This window comes from Idiomarina abyssalis (assembly GCF_900116625.1).
GTDB classification, from domain to species: domain Bacteria; phylum Pseudomonadota; class Gammaproteobacteria; order Enterobacterales; family Alteromonadaceae; genus Idiomarina; species Idiomarina abyssalis.
Genome location: NZ_FPBE01000002.1, coordinates 12,298 through 28,686, shown reverse-complemented (window position 1 = coordinate 28,686; position 16,389 = coordinate 12,298). Strand labels below are relative to the sequence as shown.

The 16,389-nt window shown below is 47.5% G+C and carries 18 protein-coding genes; 14 read left to right on the top strand and 4 right to left on the bottom strand.

The window, feature by feature from the left end; translation table 11 throughout:
- Positions 1–89: 89 nt before the first annotated feature.
- From BM359_RS05615 to BM359_RS05590, 6 genes are all read left to right on the top strand, one after another.
- Positions 90–542 carry a hypothetical protein gene (locus BM359_RS05615; protein WP_054490746.1) on the top strand — a complete coding sequence of 151 codons (453 nt, stop codon included), beginning with the start codon at positions 90–92 and terminating at the stop codon, positions 540–542.
- A 34-nt stretch (positions 543–576) separates the two neighbouring features.
- Positions 577–897 carry a hypothetical protein gene (locus tag BM359_RS05610; RefSeq protein WP_054490744.1) on the top strand — a complete coding sequence of 107 codons (321 nt, stop codon included), beginning with the start codon at positions 577–579 and terminating at the stop codon, positions 895–897.
- Positions 898–945: 48 nt separating this feature from the next.
- Positions 946–1,296, top strand: coding sequence for a hypothetical protein (locus BM359_RS05605; RefSeq protein ID WP_054490741.1), 351 nt, complete (start codon positions 946–948; stop codon positions 1,294–1,296).
- Positions 1,297–1,523: 227 nt separating this feature from the next.
- Positions 1,524–1,826 (top strand): hypothetical protein, encoded by a 303-nt coding sequence (locus BM359_RS05600; RefSeq protein ID WP_200795865.1) that lies wholly within the window; start codon positions 1,524–1,526, stop codon positions 1,824–1,826.
- Positions 1,827–1,848: 22 nt separating this feature from the next.
- A complete protein-coding gene (locus BM359_RS05595; RefSeq protein WP_054490740.1) occupies positions 1,849–2,298 on the top strand; it encodes an MBOAT family O-acyltransferase in 450 nt (149 codons plus the stop codon).
- Between the two features lie 25 nt (positions 2,299–2,323).
- Positions 2,324–3,286 (top strand): calcium/sodium antiporter, encoded by a 963-nt coding sequence (locus BM359_RS05590; RefSeq protein WP_054490738.1) that lies wholly within the window; start codon positions 2,324–2,326, stop codon positions 3,284–3,286.
- Between the two features lie 42 nt (positions 3,287–3,328).
- Here the strand turns inward: BM359_RS05590 and BM359_RS05585 are convergent, their stop codons facing one another.
- The gene (locus BM359_RS05585; RefSeq protein ID WP_054490736.1) at positions 3,329–4,327 is read right to left on the bottom strand and encodes an NADP-dependent oxidoreductase; all 999 of its coding nucleotides are present in this window, start codon (positions 4,325–4,327) and stop codon (positions 3,329–3,331) included.
- A gap of 140 nt (positions 4,328–4,467) precedes the next feature.
- On the opposite strand from BM359_RS05585, the gene BM359_RS05580 reads away from it, so the two are divergent.
- From BM359_RS05580 to envZ, 6 genes are all read left to right on the top strand, one after another.
- On the top strand, positions 4,468–5,238 hold the full coding sequence (locus BM359_RS05580; protein ID WP_054490734.1) for an SDR family NAD(P)-dependent oxidoreductase: 771 nt from the start codon (positions 4,468–4,470) through the stop codon (positions 5,236–5,238).
- A 97-nt stretch (positions 5,239–5,335) separates the two neighbouring features.
- Positions 5,336–6,088 (top strand): hypothetical protein, encoded by a 753-nt coding sequence (locus tag BM359_RS05575; protein WP_054490732.1) that lies wholly within the window; start codon positions 5,336–5,338, stop codon positions 6,086–6,088.
- A 151-nt stretch (positions 6,089–6,239) separates the two neighbouring features.
- The gene (locus BM359_RS05570) at positions 6,240–8,744 is read left to right on the top strand and encodes an EAL domain-containing protein (RefSeq protein ID WP_234972465.1); all 2,505 of its coding nucleotides are present in this window, start codon (positions 6,240–6,242) and stop codon (positions 8,742–8,744) included.
- Positions 8,745–8,747: 3 nt separating this feature from the next.
- Positions 8,748–9,170 carry a potassium channel family protein gene (locus BM359_RS05565; protein WP_054490728.1) on the top strand — a complete coding sequence of 141 codons (423 nt, stop codon included), beginning with the start codon at positions 8,748–8,750 and terminating at the stop codon, positions 9,168–9,170.
- A 92-nt stretch (positions 9,171–9,262) separates the two neighbouring features.
- Positions 9,263–9,988, top strand: a complete 726-nt coding sequence (gene ompR / locus BM359_RS05560) for an osmolarity response regulator transcription factor OmpR (protein WP_143441135.1) — start codon at positions 9,263–9,265, stop codon at positions 9,986–9,988.
- Complete coding sequence (gene envZ / locus BM359_RS05555) at positions 9,988–11,298, top strand: two-component system sensor histidine kinase EnvZ (protein ID WP_054490726.1); 1,311 nt, start codon at positions 9,988–9,990, stop codon at positions 11,296–11,298. Before ompR ends, envZ begins: the two co-directional genes overlap by 1 nt.
- A gap of 6 nt (positions 11,299–11,304) precedes the next feature.
- Here envZ and sthA read toward each other — a convergent pair whose 3' ends face one another.
- Positions 11,305–12,723 (bottom strand): Si-specific NAD(P)(+) transhydrogenase, encoded by a 1,419-nt coding sequence (gene sthA, locus BM359_RS05550; RefSeq protein WP_054490725.1) that lies wholly within the window; start codon positions 12,721–12,723, stop codon positions 11,305–11,307.
- A 109-nt stretch (positions 12,724–12,832) separates the two neighbouring features.
- Between sthA and nudE the strand changes: the two genes are divergently transcribed.
- Both nudE and cysQ read left to right on the top strand, forming a co-directional pair.
- Positions 12,833–13,408, top strand: coding sequence for an ADP compounds hydrolase NudE (nudE, locus tag BM359_RS05545; RefSeq protein ID WP_412458231.1), 576 nt, complete (start codon positions 12,833–12,835; stop codon positions 13,406–13,408).
- 11 nt (positions 13,409–13,419) lie between these two features.
- Positions 13,420–14,232 (top strand): 3'(2'),5'-bisphosphate nucleotidase CysQ, encoded by an 813-nt coding sequence (gene cysQ / locus BM359_RS05540; protein ID WP_054490969.1) that lies wholly within the window; start codon positions 13,420–13,422, stop codon positions 14,230–14,232.
- On the opposite strand, the gene BM359_RS05535 is transcribed toward cysQ, so the two are convergent.
- Together BM359_RS05535 and BM359_RS05530 are read right to left on the bottom strand one after the other, a co-directional pair.
- Positions 14,204–14,440 (bottom strand): YheU family protein, encoded by a 237-nt coding sequence (locus BM359_RS05535; protein WP_054490723.1) that lies wholly within the window; start codon positions 14,438–14,440, stop codon positions 14,204–14,206. The two genes, cysQ and BM359_RS05535, sit on opposite strands and share 29 nt — an antisense overlap.
- A complete protein-coding gene (locus tag BM359_RS05530; RefSeq protein WP_054490721.1) occupies positions 14,437–16,350 on the bottom strand; it encodes an ATP-binding cassette domain-containing protein in 1,914 nt (637 codons plus the stop codon). The genes BM359_RS05535 and BM359_RS05530 overlap by 4 nt, the downstream gene beginning before the upstream one ends.
- Positions 16,351–16,389: the final 39 nt, after the last annotated feature.

Genomic DNA, 16,389 nt, shown 5'->3' with positions numbered 1-16,389 from the left:
ATATATGATACATGGCATATTATACCGTTGCCTTTTGTTTCCTTCTCATTTAGTGTTAGCCAATTGTTAACAAACAAAAAAGGAATGAGATGAAATACCTTCTTGCAATAGCTGCTCTGCTTCCTGTGACTCTGCACGCCGCTGAGCCTGACGACACTCAGCTAGGTGTTGCTTTAGGTACGCCGGGAGGCGTTAACCTGGTTATGAAAAAAGAGATTGCCGGGCACCCAATTCAGTTAGCCGTTGGATACACGGGAAAAGCCTACGGAATTGAGGCCGGTTACAGTTTTTACTATAACCGTGACAGCGCAATGCGTTCTTGGCAGGTAATAGTCGGAAGCTCCACAATAAAAGATAACGCCCTTACTTATTACTCAACTCAAGATGTTGTCTATAGGGTCTATGAAGACGAAGATTGGAACTACGCCGGTGTCAGTGGCACTTTCCAATATGGGGGATTCTATATTGAACCTGGAATAACAGCGGGTAGCGGCGACTTCTCGAGCCCTCAGTTAACCATACAGGTAGGTTGGCTCTGGTAGGCAGAAGGCCAGGTTAACTCAAAAGGATGTGAGCATGTTTACCTCCAACCGCTTTTTTAGGCGCTTTTTAATCGTTGCTTTAGTGCTTAATCTTCCCCCGCTTGTTACACCCGTATTTATACAGCTGGGCCTCGAACCTGTCTTTCTCATTGCGTTATTAGCCGCCTGGGTGAATGCGCCGTTTTGGCTGGGGTTAGAACACTTTTTTAGCGACCAGGCAGTGGCTTTTAGTGCGTTTGGGGTTCAAGATGCTTCAATGATGGTGTGGTTATCTATTGTTGCCTTCTGGCTTTTGTGTGCAGGAGTGCTCGCAGCTATTAGTCTGGCATTCTCCAGAAAACGCTGCGTTGAATAGCCACTATGAGGAAAGTCACTATGGCCTACCCGACAAAGGAAAACTGAAATGAAAACAAGGCTTTATTTGCTGTCGGTATCACTGTTGGCATCGTTGCCATGCTTAGCCGCAGATACTTTTCGGGTCTCAAGCTCAGTATTTAAAAGTGGTGAACTCGTTGAGTCGCCAGTGATGATCGTGGAAGAAGGTAAAATGGCTTACATGACGGTTGGTGATGACTTTCGCTATGAATTAACCGTGTCACCAACGCAAGGCGAGACGGTTGAGGTTCAGGCGGCCGTTGAAGTTGGGAAGAGTGTTATTAATCCTACTCTGACTGTGTTTTACGATAAAGAAGCATCAGTAGAAATCGACCAGACTAAGCTAATGGTGTTAGTAAGCAAGCTTGAGCGTAAATAACGGGAACATCAGAATGGCTCGGCAAGCGATAGCTATGACTCAGTTTCTTAAGCTCCTTAACAAGATTCCGCGGATTTCACCGCCTTACATGCAAAGCCCGAAATAATACTTAACATCATTTTTATAGCTTTAGATTTGTTTTTTGTGGTTTTATAAGCTTTAGGGGCAGCCTGCACAGGCGCCTTAAACAGAACGCTGAGCTATTAACCAATAAGAGTTAATTCAAAATGAAAAACAAAACCACTAACTTAATAATGCGCAATGACGTCTTTATCTGGATTGCAGTAGCTACAGGGTGCATTTTGCTTGTGCCGTTTGTTGCCATGCAGTTCACGACAAGCGTTAATTGGGAGCTTAACGACTTTGTTGTTATGGGAGCTCTGCTGCTTTCAATAAGCAGCTTGTTTGTGCTGGTGGCAAGAAAAGTACCTGGCAAGTATTGGTTGCTTTGGGCGGGGTTATGCGTTGTAGCGCTACTGTATGTTTGGGCCGAGCTCGCGGTTGGTATTTTTACCCAGCTGGGCAGCTAAGCGCTAACCATACGGAGTCTATATGCAAAAAGCAGTATCCTTGGCTAAGTACGTAAAGAAGAGAAATGGTGTCGCCATAGGCGCGTCGGGCTCTATGAAGAATATGTTTCAGCGAGCTTTGGGTGCGGGCTCTTTTACGCAGTTTTGGCATTATTGGAATCCTATTTGGGGCTACTATCTGTCGCGTAACGTCATGAAACCTGCGAGTTCTTTTTTGCCGGTTTGGCTCGCGGTTTTAATAACTTTTGCAGTCAGTGGTGGTCTGCATGACATAGCGGTTAGTGTTGTTAAGTGGCAATTCATCCTCTTTTTTACACCGTGGTTTGTATTTATGGGTCTTATGGTTGTGGTAACTAAGTATTTGGACCTTACCTACGGTGGTCTCCCGTGGGGAGTTAGGGCTGTTATTAATAGTGCTTTTATTGGCGTTTGTTTGGCCGCCACCTATCTATTGGAAAGTTTTTATATGTAACGTGTCTGGCCGGGAGCTTAAAGCTATGCTGAGTGCGTTGTTCGTCATTATTGGGGTTTTGTTGTTGACCACGGGTGGTGAAGCCCTTATTCGAGGGTCGCTGGCCGCTGCGAAGCGTATGGGTGTTTCACCTTTGCTTAGCGGTTTACTGATTGTCGGGTTTGGTACTTCTGCCCCTGAGTTAGTGGTTTCAATTGATGCCGCTATAAACGAGCGGCCGGACATAGCTGTTGGTAACGTTGTTGGCAGTAATATCGGCAATATTCTGCTTATTTTGGGACTGTGTGCTGTAATCGCGCCTCTTGCAGTGAAGCCGCTGGTACTGCGCCGTGACGGTATTACCGTAGTTGCCGGAACAGTCTTGTTTCTGGTTCTTGTCGGTGGAAGTGCGCTGGCCAGGTTTGATGCCGCTATTTTGTTGCTGGCGCTGGTAAGTTATTTGATCTGGGCATACAGAACCGAGCGTTTCGGAAATGCACCATCTGCAGATTTGCATAAAGCAGAGGCGCAGGAGGTGACCTCTTTGCCCACAACCAAGCTCCGTATAGCAGCAGCCATTGTGTTTGGTCTGGCGTTGTTAATTGTCGGTTCTCAGGTACTTTTAAAAGGTGCGGTCGATATTGCCGAGTCGTTGGGTGTTTCTGAAGCCGTTATTGGGCTGACTCTTGTGGCGGTTGGCACTTCTTTACCTGAACTCACCGTTTCAGTTATTGCGGCCTTCAGGCGACATGCTGACGTGGCTATTGGCAACATTCTGGGCAGTAATATTTTTAATGTTTTGGGCATACTCGGTATTTCGGCGTTGTTACAGCCGCTACCCGTTCATGAACGAATACTGCAGTTTGATCAGTGGGTTATGCTGGGCGCGTCACTAGTTTTGCTACTTTTTCTTTATACCGGGCGTAGGCTAAGCAGATTTGAAGGCGGTCTGCTTCTGTTAGGATACGCAGCTTACGTAGGACTGAGTTTTACCGTATTTGGAGGATAACCCGAATACGGTAAAACTGGCGTGAGAAGAGTTTCCAGTGACTTACAGCTTAACAATCAATTTGCCTTTGTTTTCACCCGTGAAGAACAGGTTCAAGCCTTCAATGGCGGACTCCAGCCCCTCAAGAATATGAGAACGGTATTTGATTTTTCCAGACATAACGTAAGGCGTTAGTTTGCTTAGCAAACTGGGAATCTCCTCAAAATGGTCCGGCATAGTAAAGCCCTGAATGGTCAGGCGCTTTTTAATAACCGGTATCCAGCTTGGACCAGGGCTTGGTACTTCTTTGTCGTAGTCGGCTATCATGCCGCAAACCACGACACGCCCATGAGCGTTCATGCGCTCAACGACCAGGTTCTGAATGGGGCCACCGGTGTTTTCAAAGTACAAGTCTATGCCCTCAGGGGTTAGCTTGATTAGCTGGTCGCGCAAGTCACTGGTTTTGTAATTAATGGCACCGTCAAACCCGAGTTCGTTGACAATCCAGTTGGCTTTTTCATCGCTGCCGACAACGCCAATCACTTTCAGTCCTTCGGCTTTGGCCAACTGCCCGACAATTGATCCAACCGAACCTGCGGCGCCGGTTACCACCAGAGTTTCACCATTCTTAGGTTTACCAACATTAAACAGTCCTTGTGTGGCCGTCAGACCCGGTAATGCAAACACTGACAGCACGGTTTCGTCGGGCACATCGGCCTGTACTTTATTAATACCCTGGCCATTACTCAACGCATATTCCTGCCAACCCATCATACCCATGACGCGGTCACCTTCGTTAAAGTCAGGGTGGTTACTCTCAATGACTTTGCCGACACCAGAGCTGCGCATTACGCTGCCCAGTTCAACAGGGGGAATATAGCTTTCAGTATCAGGGCTCATCCAACCGAACATGGCAGGGTCTAGTGACATTTGTGTTTGCTTAATCAGAATTTCACCGGAGCCAGCTTTGGGTAGCTCTTTCTCTACAACATCAAATATGTCGGCTGTGACAGGGCCAGGCTCAGGGCGTTTAATCAGGTTAATGGCTTTATAGGTGGTCATAACGGTTCCTTGTTAACTTATAGATACTTTGCTTTTCTACGGATTAAGGTTGCTTTAGATCACTATACTTTGATTCCTGTCTATATGCCGATTTGTGACCCATACTAGACTCAGGAAAAGAGCTAAAATAGGACACAGTGATGAAAAGAGTCGAAGGTAAAGTTGCCATTGTTACTGGCGGCGCATTAGGTATTGGACGGGCCGTTTGTCTGGAATTAGCTAAAGAGGGTGCCAAGGTTGCAGTAACGGACATAGCGGACGATGAAGGGCAAAAAGTCGTCAATGAAATTAAAGGCTTTGGCGGTACAGCCAAATATTGGCATATCGATACGGCCAATGAAGACGAAGTAGGCCAAACGTTTTCCGACATTGCGAAAGAGTTCGGGTCAATCGATGTTTTAGTCAATAACGCCGGCATTGCTGGGGTTAATAAGCCGACGCACGAAATTACCAAAGACGAATGGGATAAGGTGATTAACGTTAATGTCAGTGGTGTTTTTTACTGTACTAAACACGCCATTCCGGCAATGAAAAAAGCAGGCGCGGGCAGCATTATTAATTTGTCATCAATTTACGGAATGATAGGTGCTGCCGATTTACCGCCTTACCATGCTTCTAAAGGCGCGGTCAGATTAATGAGCAAAAACGATGCACTCATTTACGCAAAGGACAAAATTCGGGTCAATTCAGTGCACCCGGGCTTTATCTGGACGCCACTGGTGGAGCAGCTAGGGAAAGAGTCTGATGAAGGCGTGAATGCGTTCAGAAAGCAGCTGGATAGCCTGCACCCCATTGGTCATGTTGGTGAGTCTGAAGACATTGCTTACGGCGTGCTGTATTTGGCGTCGGATGAATCTAAATTTGTGACCGGAACGGAATTAGTGATTGATGGGGGCTATACCGCGCAGTAAAGCTCCCTTGCTTATGGTGGCAAGTAATAGGTGAACAAGACTTACAATTAAAAAAAAGGTATAGTTTTCAAAAAAATATAAAGGAACTTACCTTCTAATGATTGCTATGCATTTTACTTTAACCCGTCAAATGCCGCCAGCGGCCGGAATGATGGCTCTGTTAGGCCTTGCTGTTGTTGTCGGCGCCGTATCACAAATTTACCTGGCGAATATTCTCACCTACCCGATGGAGTGGTTTGATTCAATAGCCTACGAACTGGAGGTTATGCTGGCCAGTGTATTGCATCTGGTTGGCTTTTATTCTGAACTCCCCTGGCCGTCACCGTCGCGCATAGCACGGTCGATTGACGTGGGCGTGTTTGGTGGTCTTCTCTATATCGCATCAGAGGTGTTGTACGTTATTGCCGTAGTGGTTGTCGCGACCCGACAGGCAACTCAGAGTGGCTCAGCACCGAGCGCGAAAGTGCCGAAGAAGCTGATTTCCTTTTATCTTGTCATGGGTCTAATTTATACATTCAGTTTCTTTTACCTTGGTATGTTCATTGCTGGCATAGCGAGTACCTATGAAATGGCGTTTTCAATGATTTTGAACGCCGATAGTATACAGAAGGTGATTTTGTACGGTTTGCCCTGGAAACTGGTGCTTTTTGTTCCGCTTCAGTTGGCTTTGTTGGTTGGACTCTGGACAAAGCAAAGCTGGTTCAAACGCGTTTTTCTGGCATACCTTCTGTTAGACGTTCTTTACTACGCCGCATTTACTCTGTCGGCCTTAAGTTACGGGATTTATGTCGGGCTTATTGTCAGCCTACTTGCGTTGCTTCTCTTTTTACCTTACTTCCTTAGGAAGTAAGTTATTGGTAATTAAATGTCCGCAGCAGTAACAGGGCTTTTCACAGCGTGGAAATAGGCCTATTCTAGGCCTATACAACTTATTAACTTAAGGTATCTTTTTGCGAAACCTTCTTGTTACTGTTTTTCTGTTATTAGCTGCGGCGCCTTTAATGGCACAGGATAAAACACTCAAAGTGGGTGTGTACCATAATCCGCCGAAAATCATGTTCGATGAATACGGGAAGTTAAGCGGTATTCATGGTGAGCTATTAACGGTTATTGCCGAGCGCCACAATTGGCAACTGCTGCCTGTTGAATGCGATTGGGAGCAGTGCCTGACGTTTTTGCAGCAAGGGAAAATAGATATTCTTCCGGACGTTGCCAAAAATGATACCCGGGCTCAATGGGCAGAGTTTCATGAGGAAGCTGCACTGCTTAGCTGGTCGCAACTGTATGCCGCAAAGAATGAGAAAATTACCAGTCTGCTGGATTTAAACAGTAAACGTGTCGCGGTTTTAAAAGGCTCTGTACAGGAAAGCTACTTACAACAACTGATTGAAAGCTTTGAATTAAAAAGTGAGCTTTATCCGGTGGAAAGTTTTAGCGAGGGCTTTGACGCAGTATTCACAGGTAAAGCGAACGCAGTTGCAACCAATCAGTTTTTCGGGAACCAGCAAGTGGTTGATCGAAGCGTTGAAATGACGCCTATCATGTTCCTACCAAGTGAACTCTTTTTTGCCGTATCTCAACAGTCAAGTTCAGACATTCTAACCACAATAGATAACGAGCTTAAGCGCTTAAAGGCCGACGAGAACTCAGTTTATTACCAAATAATTGAACGCTGGAGCTCCCAACAAAAGGCGGTCAGTGTTCCTTCCTATGTGTGGTGGATAATAGCGGCACTGGTGTTACTTGCTGTGGGCGTGCTGTTCTTTAATCAGCTATTAAGACGTAAAGTCTCAGACAGAACAAAAGCTCTGGCGCAAAGTAAGTACCGTTTAAATACCATTCTGGATAGCGTGGAAGCCTACATTTACATTAAAGATAAAGACCTAAAATACCAGTATGCGAACTGGCAGGTGTTAAAGCTGTTCAAGCTGGAGCTTGAAGATATTATTGGCAAAACCGATTATGACTTGTTCGATAAGACCACGGCCGATCAGCTTAAGAGTTATGACAGTAAAGTGCTGGAGAGTGGACACCGGTTGGCTCAGAGCGAGGTGAATAACCTGCCCGGCGATAAAGATATCCATCAATTTTGGTCAGTTAAAGTCCCGCTATTTGATTCAACGAACCAAGTAGTCGGATTGTGCGGTATTTCGACAGATATTTCCGAATACCAGAATATGAAGGAAGAAATCCAGTCTCTTGCCTACTTTGATCCCTTAACCGGGTTAGCAAATCGACGTTTTATGCTTGAACGCTTAAACGAAGAGTTTGACCTTTACCAGAGTGGCGGCGGAGACGGCGTATTGGTTATGCTCGACATTGATCACTTCAAAAAGATTAACGACAGCTTTAGCCATGACACCGGGGACGAATTGCTCATTTTATTTGGTCAGAGGTTGGAGTCTGAATTACGCCAGGCTGACAATGCCGGGCGTTTAGGCTCGGACGAGTTCATGGTGTTGTTGAAAAGTGAAAAAGGCCAAAGTTTACGTGACGACAATAATTTGCGTCAGCGATTACAAGTACTTTTAGAGCGGCTGGGGGAGCCTTATAAGCTAGGCGGCAGTCTTGAGTCAGTGTCAGTGAGTATGGGGATTACTTTATTTTCTGATGCGCAAAGTACAAGTGATTTAATGCAAGCGGCTGACTTGGCGTTATCACAGGCAAAAGAAACAAATGCATCGAAATTGCAGTTTTTTAATACCGGAATACAGAGAGAGTTTAATTATCGACAGCAGCTCATTGCAGCTTTGCGAAAGGCGATAAAATCTGAAACTCTGGAAATCTATTTACAGCCGCAATACCAGCAGGTATCACCCGACTCGACTTTAAACTGTTTAGGTTTTGAGGCCTTGTTACGTTGGTGCGATGATGAGCTTGGCTGGGTCTCTCCCGCTGAGTTTATTCCATTAGCAGAGAGTCAGGGGCTCATGCCCGACCTGCACAGACTGGTGCTTGACCAGGTGCTGTCTAGCATCCCGAGGTTGCAGCGTTCCGCTCCTGAGTGTGGTGCGCGGGTTGCTATAAATGTCAGTGCCAGTCAGTTTAAAACCGAAGGTTTTGTTGAAGATATCGAACAACGGTTGCTGGCAACAGGCATACCGGGAGAGTTGCTGGAATTAGAAGTCACAGAAAGTATGTTGATTGACGATATTGAGCATACTGCGAACAACATGGAGCGGCTTAAAGCTCTGGGTGTCACGTTCGCTTTAGATGACTTTGGTACGGGATATGCCTCGTTAGGTTATTTAAAACGCTTGCCGCTGAACTCACTGAAGATAGATCAGTCTTTTATTCGGGATTTGCACACCAACAATAGTGACGAAGCCATTGTGCGCACTGTAATCGCTTTAGGAAACAGCCTGGATTTAGACATTATTGCTGAGGGCGTGGAAACCGAAGAGCATTTGCTTAAGCTTCAGGAAATGGGCTGTTTTCGTTTTCAGGGGTATTATTTTGCAAGGCCAGAGCCGGTCAGCTTTTGGACCTCCAGTGAGAAAGATTAAGTTATGCTGATATCCTTTTTGTGTAATTCTATTGTGGTTGGCTTGGCGGTTATTTTTCATTATGAAGCGCTAAACCGGATAGGCTGGCTTATTACCCACATGAGAATGTTCAGCCAAATTCGACTCATGTTTGGGGTCATACTTGCTATTATTGCTCACACTGTCGAAGTTGCCATTTTTGCTGTTGCCTATTACCTCATGCACCACGAACAAGGGTTCGGCACCTTAGTAGGAAACTTTGACGGCAGCTTTTTAGATGCCTTGTACTTTTCTTTTACGGTTTTTACTACGGTGGGTTTTGGTGATATTGAGCCATCAGGCACCTTAAGGTTCTTAACCGGTGTTGAGGGCCTAACAGGACTGGTTTTAATTACCTGGACGGCTTCTTTCCTGTATGTCGAAATGCAGCGTTATTGGCACCGGTAGTTGAAACATTTGCTAACAGAAGCCTGCTTCTATAACGCCGCTAAGCGGTGTATCTTTATGGTTAAGGCACGGCAGCTTGGAAAACAAAACTGATGATGCAGGAAACATTAAAAATTTTGGTAGTGGATGACGATGCGCGGCTTCGAAGCTTGTTGGAACGTTATCTTACTGAGCAGAACTTTCAGGTACGAGTCGCGCAGGATTCGGAGCAAATGGACCGTTTGCTGACCCGTGAGAATTTTAATTTACTGGTATTAGATCTGATGCTGCCGGGTGAAGACGGACTGTCTATTTGTAAACGTCTACGCAGCGAAGGTAATAACCTGCCGGTTATTATGCTGACCGCCAAAGGCGATGAAGTTGATCGTATTATTGGCCTGGAGTTGGGGGCTGACGATTATCTGGCAAAACCCTTTAACCCCCGCGAGTTGCTGGCGCGGATAAGGGCGGTATTGCGTCGCCGCGGTACCGAAGTACCTGGTGCACCTTCGCAGGAAGATCAGGAAGTCACTTTTGGTGAGTTCAGACTGAATCTGGGAACTCGTGAAATGTTTCGTGGCGACACACCAATGCCGCTGACCAGTGGTGAGTTTGCTGTTTTGAAGGCTTTAGTCAGCAATGCTCGTCAGCCGCTTTCCCGCGATAAACTAATGCACCTTGCACGCGGGCGTGACTACAGCGCACTGGAACGCTCTATAGATGTTCAGGTATCACGCTTACGTCGTATGCTTGAAGTTGACCCCACTAAACCGCGTTATATTCAAACGGTCTGGGGCTTAGGTTATGTGTTTGTACCGGATGGTCAGCTGAAGTCCTGATGAAGTTATTTCCCAAGTCAGCGTTTGCCCGCACGGTTGCGCTGCTGGCTCTTGTATTGCTTATTAACCAGCTCGTCTCTTACGTGATGGTGAGTAACTATGTTGTCCGGCCTTCCATTGAGCAAATTAATGAGTTGGTGGCTAAACATATCCGCACGATGTTCATTCCTCGTCAGCATTCAGCTGAAACCGAACGTGAATTGATGTCTTATTACACTGAAGCCACTGGCATAGAAGTGTTTAATGACACTGAAGCCGAGCAGCAGGGCCTGGGCAACTCCACCTATTACGGCTACTTGTCGGATGACATGAGCGACATGCTGGGCGGGGAGTCACAGGTTAGAGTTGCTCAGGGGCAAAAGTTTTACCTTTGGGTAAAGCCACCCCGGGCGCCCGACTTCTGGATACGTGTTCCGTTGGATAGCATGCAGCGCGGACAGTTCTCTCCGCTGGTGATGTACTTGGTGTTAATTGGTCTTTTGAGTGTATTCGGCGGTATGCTGTTTGCTAATTGGCTGAACAGGCCACTTAAAGCACTGGAAGAATCGGCGCGCAGAGTAGGGCGAGGAGAATTCCCTGAGCAACTGCCTGAAAAAGGCGCAAACGAAATTATGGCGGTAACCCGGGCTTTTAACCAAATGTCGCGGGGTATTCGTGAGCTTGAAAATGACCGTAACCTGTTAATGGCAGGGGTTTCTCATGACTTAAGAACGCCACTGACGCGCATTCGCCTGGCCGCTGAAATGATGCCGCAGGAAGACGGTTCTCTGGCTCAGGGGATCGTTGAAGATATCGATGACATGAATGACATTATCGATCAGTTTATTGATTATGTCCGTCTTGATCAGCAGGAGCGCAGCAGCAAAGAGTCTCTTAATGAACTCATTGAGCAAACGGTGGCGAATGTACCGGACAACTGGACAAAGCAATTTGAACTTGATTTAGGGACGTTGCCTTTGGTTTGGTTGCGCCCGTTATCGATGAAGCGCGTCATTATTAATTTGCTGGAAAACGCTGAGCGTTACGGTAAGCAGCGGGTTGTGGTCAGCTCTGGTCACGATAAAAAGCAAAAACGGGTCTGGTTCCGGATAACCGACGACGGCCCTGGCATTCCCGAGGAACAACAAGAGAAACTCTTTGAGCCTTTCACTCAGGGTGATAAAGCGCGTGGTGGTGTAGGCTCAGGGCTTGGGTTGGCAATTATTAAGCGTATTGTTGATCGTCACGACGGCGATATAAAACTGCAAAACCGCCCGGAAGGCGGTTTGTGTGTCCGAATTGAGCTGCCGCTGTACCAGAAACGGCAGTAACCTGGCTTATTGCAGCAGGCGGTTAATGCCATTTAATGCGGCAACGCGGTACGCTTCTGCCATAGTCGGATAGTTAAAGGTGGTGTTGACGAAGTAATCGATGGTATTACCACCGTTTTTCTGCTCCATAATAGCCTGACCAATGTGTACTATTTCTGAAGCCCTTTCACCAAAGCAATGAAGACCCAGCAGCTCTCTGGTTTCGCGGTGGAATAACAGTTTCAGGCAACCCACATCGGCACCCGATATTTGCGCCCGGGCAAGATGCTTGAACTGAGCTCGGCCAACTTCATAAGGCACTTTCATTTCGGTGAGCTCTTCTTCGGTTTTACCCACTGAGCTGATTTCCGGAATGGTGTAAATACCCGTCGGTATGTCACTCACCAGAACTTTGTCACAGTCGCCGTTAATAATGGCTGACGCACAGATGCGGCCCTGATCGTAAGCGGCACTGGCTAAGCTGGGGTACCCAATAATGTCACCCACTGCATAGATATTTTCCACGGCTGTCTGGTAGTTGTCATTCACTTCCAGTTGCCCCCGGTAGTTGGGCTCAAGGCCCACAGACTGACAGTTTAGCTCTTCTATGTTACCAGAACGGCCATTAGCAAAAAGCAGGCAGTCGGCAGCCATGGTCTTGCCGGACTTGGTTTTCAGAACGACTTTATCGTCATAGCCAGTAATGGTGTCATATTCTTCGTTATGACGGATGACTACGCCGCTGTTGCGCAAGTGGTAGCTGAGCGCATCGGAAATTTCAGCATCCAGAAAAGACAGCAAACGTTCGCGCTGATTAATGAGATCCACTTTAACGCCCATTCCACGGAAAATACTGGCGTATTCACTTCCGACCACACCTGCACCATAAATTAAAATGGTTTTAGGCTCGTGTGACAATGACAGAACCTTGTCTGAGTCGTAAATGCGGGGGTGCGAAAAATCGACGTCTTCGGGATTATACGGCCGGGAGCCGGTCGCGATAACAACATGTTTTGTAATCAGGTCATCCACCGAACCGTCTAGCTTAGTTACCCGAATACGGTTCTTGTCTAAAAATGAGGCCTTACCGTGTACGACGGTGACATCATTGCGGTCGTAAAACGAACTGCGCAGCTTGACCTGTTTGCGGATAACCGACTCAGCGTAGTGCAATATGTGGCTGAAAGTCATGCCGCTTTGCCAGCCTGGCCCTGAGAATAGTGGGTTGTTATTGTACTCAATTAAACGACTGACCGAATGGCGCAGGGCTTTTGAGGGAATGGTTCCCCAGTGAGTACAGCCGCCGCCAAGAGCTTTATGTTTTTCTACAATGGCAACGTTGTAGCCGCTTTTGGCCAGTTGCATAGCAGCGCCTTCGCCGCCGGGGCCAGTACCGATGACAACCACATCGTATTCAGTTTCGGTTTCAGGCTTTATTGCAGTCATATTACTCGCTTCACTACCGGTGGACGGGTTTTAGATAGTAGCACTCTATAAGAAAAGCGTAAATTGACACTGTTTTCTGTGCGCAGACTCGTTATAGTAAAGAGAGACAATGACTTGGACCTGTCGTATGAGTAAAGAAAAACAAGTCCCGCAAATTTTATCCCGTCGCGTTGTTGCGCAAAGCCGGCTAATGCGTGTAGAAGCGGTTGATCTTAAGTTCAGCAATGGTGAGCAGCGCCAGTTTGAGCGTATGAAAGGCAGTGGCCGTGGCGCGGTAATGATTGTTCCCTGCATTGACGATGACACCTTATTGCTTATTCGCGAGTACGCAGCAGGCCTGCATGACTATCAGCTAGGCTTTCCCAAAGGGCTTATCGACCCGGGTGAAACACCGGAAGAAGCAGCACAGCGCGAGTTGAAAGAAGAAGTTGGCTACGGTAGTCACCAGCTTGAGTTTCTAATGGAATTGAGTCTCGCGCCTCAGTTCTTTTCCGCGAAAATGAGTGTTTTTGTCGCTCGTGACTTATACCCTGAGAGCTTACCCGGTGATGAGCCTGAGCCTCTGGAAAAAGTTACCTGGTCTATCAGTGACATTAATAACCTGTTTGCTCAGCCGGATTTTTCAGAAGCCCGCAGCGTTGCTGCGCTGTTAATGTTGTTGCGTAATCAGGGTGAGGACCGGTAGTGGCAGAAACCATGCTGAATCGACTGAAAGAGATTGCAATAGAAGCCGGCGGCGTTATTTTGTCCATGTACGAAAGACGTGACTACAGTACTGCAGAAAAGACTGATGACTCCCCCGTTACTACCGCCGATATTGTCGCTAGTGAGCTGATAGAAGACCGGCTTAAACAATCCTTTCCGGGCATTCCTGTAATTTCTGAAGAAAGTGAGCACCAGGACTATAACGAGCGCCGTCAGTGGAAGGCCTATTTCATTATCGACCCTATTGACGGAACTCAGGAGTTTATTGCCCGCTCGGGTGACTTTGCCGTAAACATTGCTTATGTGGAACACAATGAACCGGTTATTGGTGTTATTTTCTGGCCGGTAGGTGAAGCGCTTTATTACGCGCAGAAAGGGCTAGGAGCTTTTAAAAAGGACGCCACAGAAAGCCGGTCTATTAATGTCCGTAAGTTTAATGACCCTAAGACTGACCCCATTATTATTGCCATTAGCCGTCGCCAGGCCCGGGAACCGGTGCTGAACCGCCTTCAAACTGAACGTGATGTCCAGCCTTTGCCAACCGGAAGTTGTTCACTAAAAGCCTGCTTCATTGCCGAAGGCAAAGCCGATTGCTTTTTACGGCTGGGCCCAACCGGCGAATGGGATACAGCCGCGTCTCAAGTGATTGTGGGTGAAGCTGGTGGGCGTATCGTCAATGAAAACTTTGAGCCAATTACCTACAATCGAACGGTCAGTTTGCTAAACCCTAACTTTCTGGTTTTGGGCGACCAAAGCGTTCCATGGGACGAGATCTTCATTGCTCGCCAGGCTCGCTTCCGGTAACACTGTCTTTATCGACAATATCGACGCTTTCGTGTAATTCGGAGAAAACAATAACGGCCTCGCCGGACTTTAATCGTTGCTTCAGTTGCTCGACTTTTGTGTCGAAACTGAGTTCCTGACTGCCGTAATCTGTTCCTTCTCTCAGTACTACGGATTCGAGTAAACTATTCAGTGTTTCCTGATCCACTTCCTGCCAGGGAATAATCATTTGTCCTCCGTTTGCTGTAGTTCTTCGGTTAGCTCTGCCAGCTCTTCTTCCGCTGTCATCCAGGCGCTCTCTTGTTGTTGTAAGTCTTTCTGCGCTTGCGCCTGTTGGTCTAATAGTTTCTGTAACTTAGCTTTGTTGGCATCCTCATAGAGGCTGCTATCGCTGAGTTGTTCATGAATATCGGCCAACTTCAGTTCCAGTGTGTGAATGCTTTTTTCTGCTTTTTCGATTTGTTGGCGCAAAGGTTTTGTCTTTTGTCGTGCTTCGGCTTCTTTGCGTTTTTGCTGTTTACGATCGTCGCGTTGACGCGTGGCCGGTTGCTCGCTGCGTTTGTCATTGGCTGCCTGTTGCTGCAGCCAGTCATGGTAGGCCTCTAAATCGCCGTCGAAGGTTTCGGCTTTACCATCGGCAACCAGGCAAAATTCATCAACAGTGGTGCGTAGCAAGTGTCTATCGTGCGAAACCACAATCAGCGCGCCTTCGTATTCCTGCAAAGCGGCAACCAGAGCATCGCGCAGACCTAAATCGAGGTGGTTGGTTGGCTCATCCAGCAGCAATAAATTTGGCCGTTGATAAATAATCAGCGCCAGGGCTAAACGCGCTTTTTCACCGCCTGACATGGGTTCAACCGAGCGGGTTGCCTGATCTCCGGAAAAGCCAAAGTTACCTAAAAAGTCACGCAGCTTCTGTTCACTGGCTTGCTTGTCTATGCGCTGTAAATGCAACAGCGCCGATGCTGCCAGGTCCAGAGTTTCCAACTGATGCTGAGCAAAATAGCCAATACTGAGCCCCGGGTTAACCAGCCGCTCTCCGGCCATAGGTTTTAATTCCCCCGCCAGCAGTTTAATCAGCGTTGATTTACCTGCGCCGTTACGGCCAAGTAACCCTAAGCGGGTCCCCGGCACCAGGTTGAGCTTAATTTTTTCTAGTATGGTGGTGTCACCATAGCCTGCTTTGGCGTCACGAAGGGTCAGCAGTGGGTTAGGTAACTTTTCTGGTGTCAGAAAGTGAAAATCGATGCCGCTTTCGGCGCGAAGTGGCGCCTGGTTGGGCAACTTTTCAATGGCTTTTAAGCGGCTTTGTGCCTGTTTGGCCTTGCTGGCCTTATAGCGAAACCGATCAACGTAGGCTTGCAAATGTTGACGCATAACCTGTGCTTTTTCGTACTCACTCTGTTGCTGAGCCATATGCTCTGCCCGTTGGCGCTCAAACTGAGAGTAATTACCGCGGTAACTGTTCAACTTTTTATGCTCAATATGAACAATGTCGGTGGTTACAGAGTCGAGAAAATCACGGTCGTGCGATATCAGCAATAGCGTTCCATCGTATTGCTTTAACCAGCTTTCCAGCCAGAAAATCGCATCAACGTCTAAGTGGTTGGTTGGCTCATCCAACAGCATTAAATCGGCACGGGCAATCAGTACCTGTGCCAAATTAAGACGCATACGCCAACCACCGGAAAAGGCTTTCACCGGTTGTTGCAGCTGCTGCTGAGTGAAACCAAGGCCGGCCATTAAACTGGCCGTTCTTGGCTGAATGTCGTAGGCACCAATTGCAGCGAGTTTGTCGTGACAGTGCGCAATGGCTTCGCCATTATTGTCGGCCTCGGCTTTGGTAAGTTGCGCTTCTAGCTGACGGAACTCGGCGTCACCGTCCATTACATAGTCGATAGCGGACTTATCCAGTGCCGGAGTGTCCTGTGCTACGCTGGCTATGCGCCAGTCGGCGGGTAAATGTATGTTTCCGCTGTCGGCACTAAGCTCACCACGCAGCAAGGCAAACAGCGATGACTTGCCGCAGCCATTGCGGCCTACCAGGCCAACGCGGTGTCCCGGGAATACTTGTAAGTCACTGTCTTCAAATAAAACATCACCGCCACGCAACAAGGTGATAGCTTCAGCACGGATCATAAACTACTCTTCATTTTGTACAGCTGTTCAGCTGCGGTA

What these genes read in the sequence shown, in the direction of transcription:
- BM359_RS05615 (WP_054490746.1), top strand. Translation starts at nt 90, where the DNA reads ATGAAATACCTTCTTGCAATAGCTGCTCTGCTTCCTGTGACTCTGCAC.
- BM359_RS05610 (WP_054490744.1), top strand. Translation starts at nt 577, where the DNA reads ATGTTTACCTCCAACCGCTTTTTTAGGCGCTTTTTAATCGTTGCTTTA.
- BM359_RS05605 (WP_054490741.1), top strand. Translation starts at nt 946, where the DNA reads ATGAAAACAAGGCTTTATTTGCTGTCGGTATCACTGTTGGCATCGTTG.
- BM359_RS05600 (WP_200795865.1), top strand. Translation starts at nt 1,524, where the DNA reads ATGAAAAACAAAACCACTAACTTAATAATGCGCAATGACGTCTTTATC.
- BM359_RS05595 (WP_054490740.1), top strand. Translation starts at nt 1,849, where the DNA reads ATGCAAAAAGCAGTATCCTTGGCTAAGTACGTAAAGAAGAGAAATGGT.
- BM359_RS05590 (WP_054490738.1), top strand. Translation starts at nt 2,324, where the DNA reads ATGCTGAGTGCGTTGTTCGTCATTATTGGGGTTTTGTTGTTGACCACG.
- BM359_RS05585 (WP_054490736.1), bottom strand. Translation starts at nt 4,327, where the DNA reads ATGACCACCTATAAAGCCATTAACCTGATTAAACGCCCTGAGCCTGGC.
- BM359_RS05580 (WP_054490734.1), top strand. Translation starts at nt 4,468, where the DNA reads ATGAAAAGAGTCGAAGGTAAAGTTGCCATTGTTACTGGCGGCGCATTA.
- BM359_RS05575 (WP_054490732.1), top strand. Translation starts at nt 5,336, where the DNA reads ATGATTGCTATGCATTTTACTTTAACCCGTCAAATGCCGCCAGCGGCC.
- BM359_RS05570 (WP_234972465.1), top strand. Translation starts at nt 6,240, where the DNA reads ATGGCACAGGATAAAACACTCAAAGTGGGTGTGTACCATAATCCGCCG.
- BM359_RS05565 (WP_054490728.1), top strand. Translation starts at nt 8,748, where the DNA reads ATGCTGATATCCTTTTTGTGTAATTCTATTGTGGTTGGCTTGGCGGTT.
- ompR (WP_143441135.1), top strand. Translation starts at nt 9,263, where the DNA reads ATGATGCAGGAAACATTAAAAATTTTGGTAGTGGATGACGATGCGCGG.
- envZ (WP_054490726.1), top strand. Translation starts at nt 9,988, where the DNA reads ATGAAGTTATTTCCCAAGTCAGCGTTTGCCCGCACGGTTGCGCTGCTG.
- sthA (WP_054490725.1), bottom strand. Translation starts at nt 12,723, where the DNA reads ATGACTGCAATAAAGCCTGAAACCGAAACTGAATACGATGTGGTTGTC.
- nudE (WP_412458231.1), top strand. Translation starts at nt 12,833, where the DNA reads ATGACTTGGACCTGTCGTATGAGTAAAGAAAAACAAGTCCCGCAAATT.
- cysQ (WP_054490969.1), top strand. Translation starts at nt 13,420, where the DNA reads ATGCTGAATCGACTGAAAGAGATTGCAATAGAAGCCGGCGGCGTTATT.
- BM359_RS05535 (WP_054490723.1), bottom strand. Translation starts at nt 14,440, where the DNA reads ATGATTATTCCCTGGCAGGAAGTGGATCAGGAAACACTGAATAGTTTA.
- BM359_RS05530 (WP_054490721.1), bottom strand. Translation starts at nt 16,350, where the DNA reads ATGATCCGTGCTGAAGCTATCACCTTGTTGCGTGGCGGTGATGTTTTA.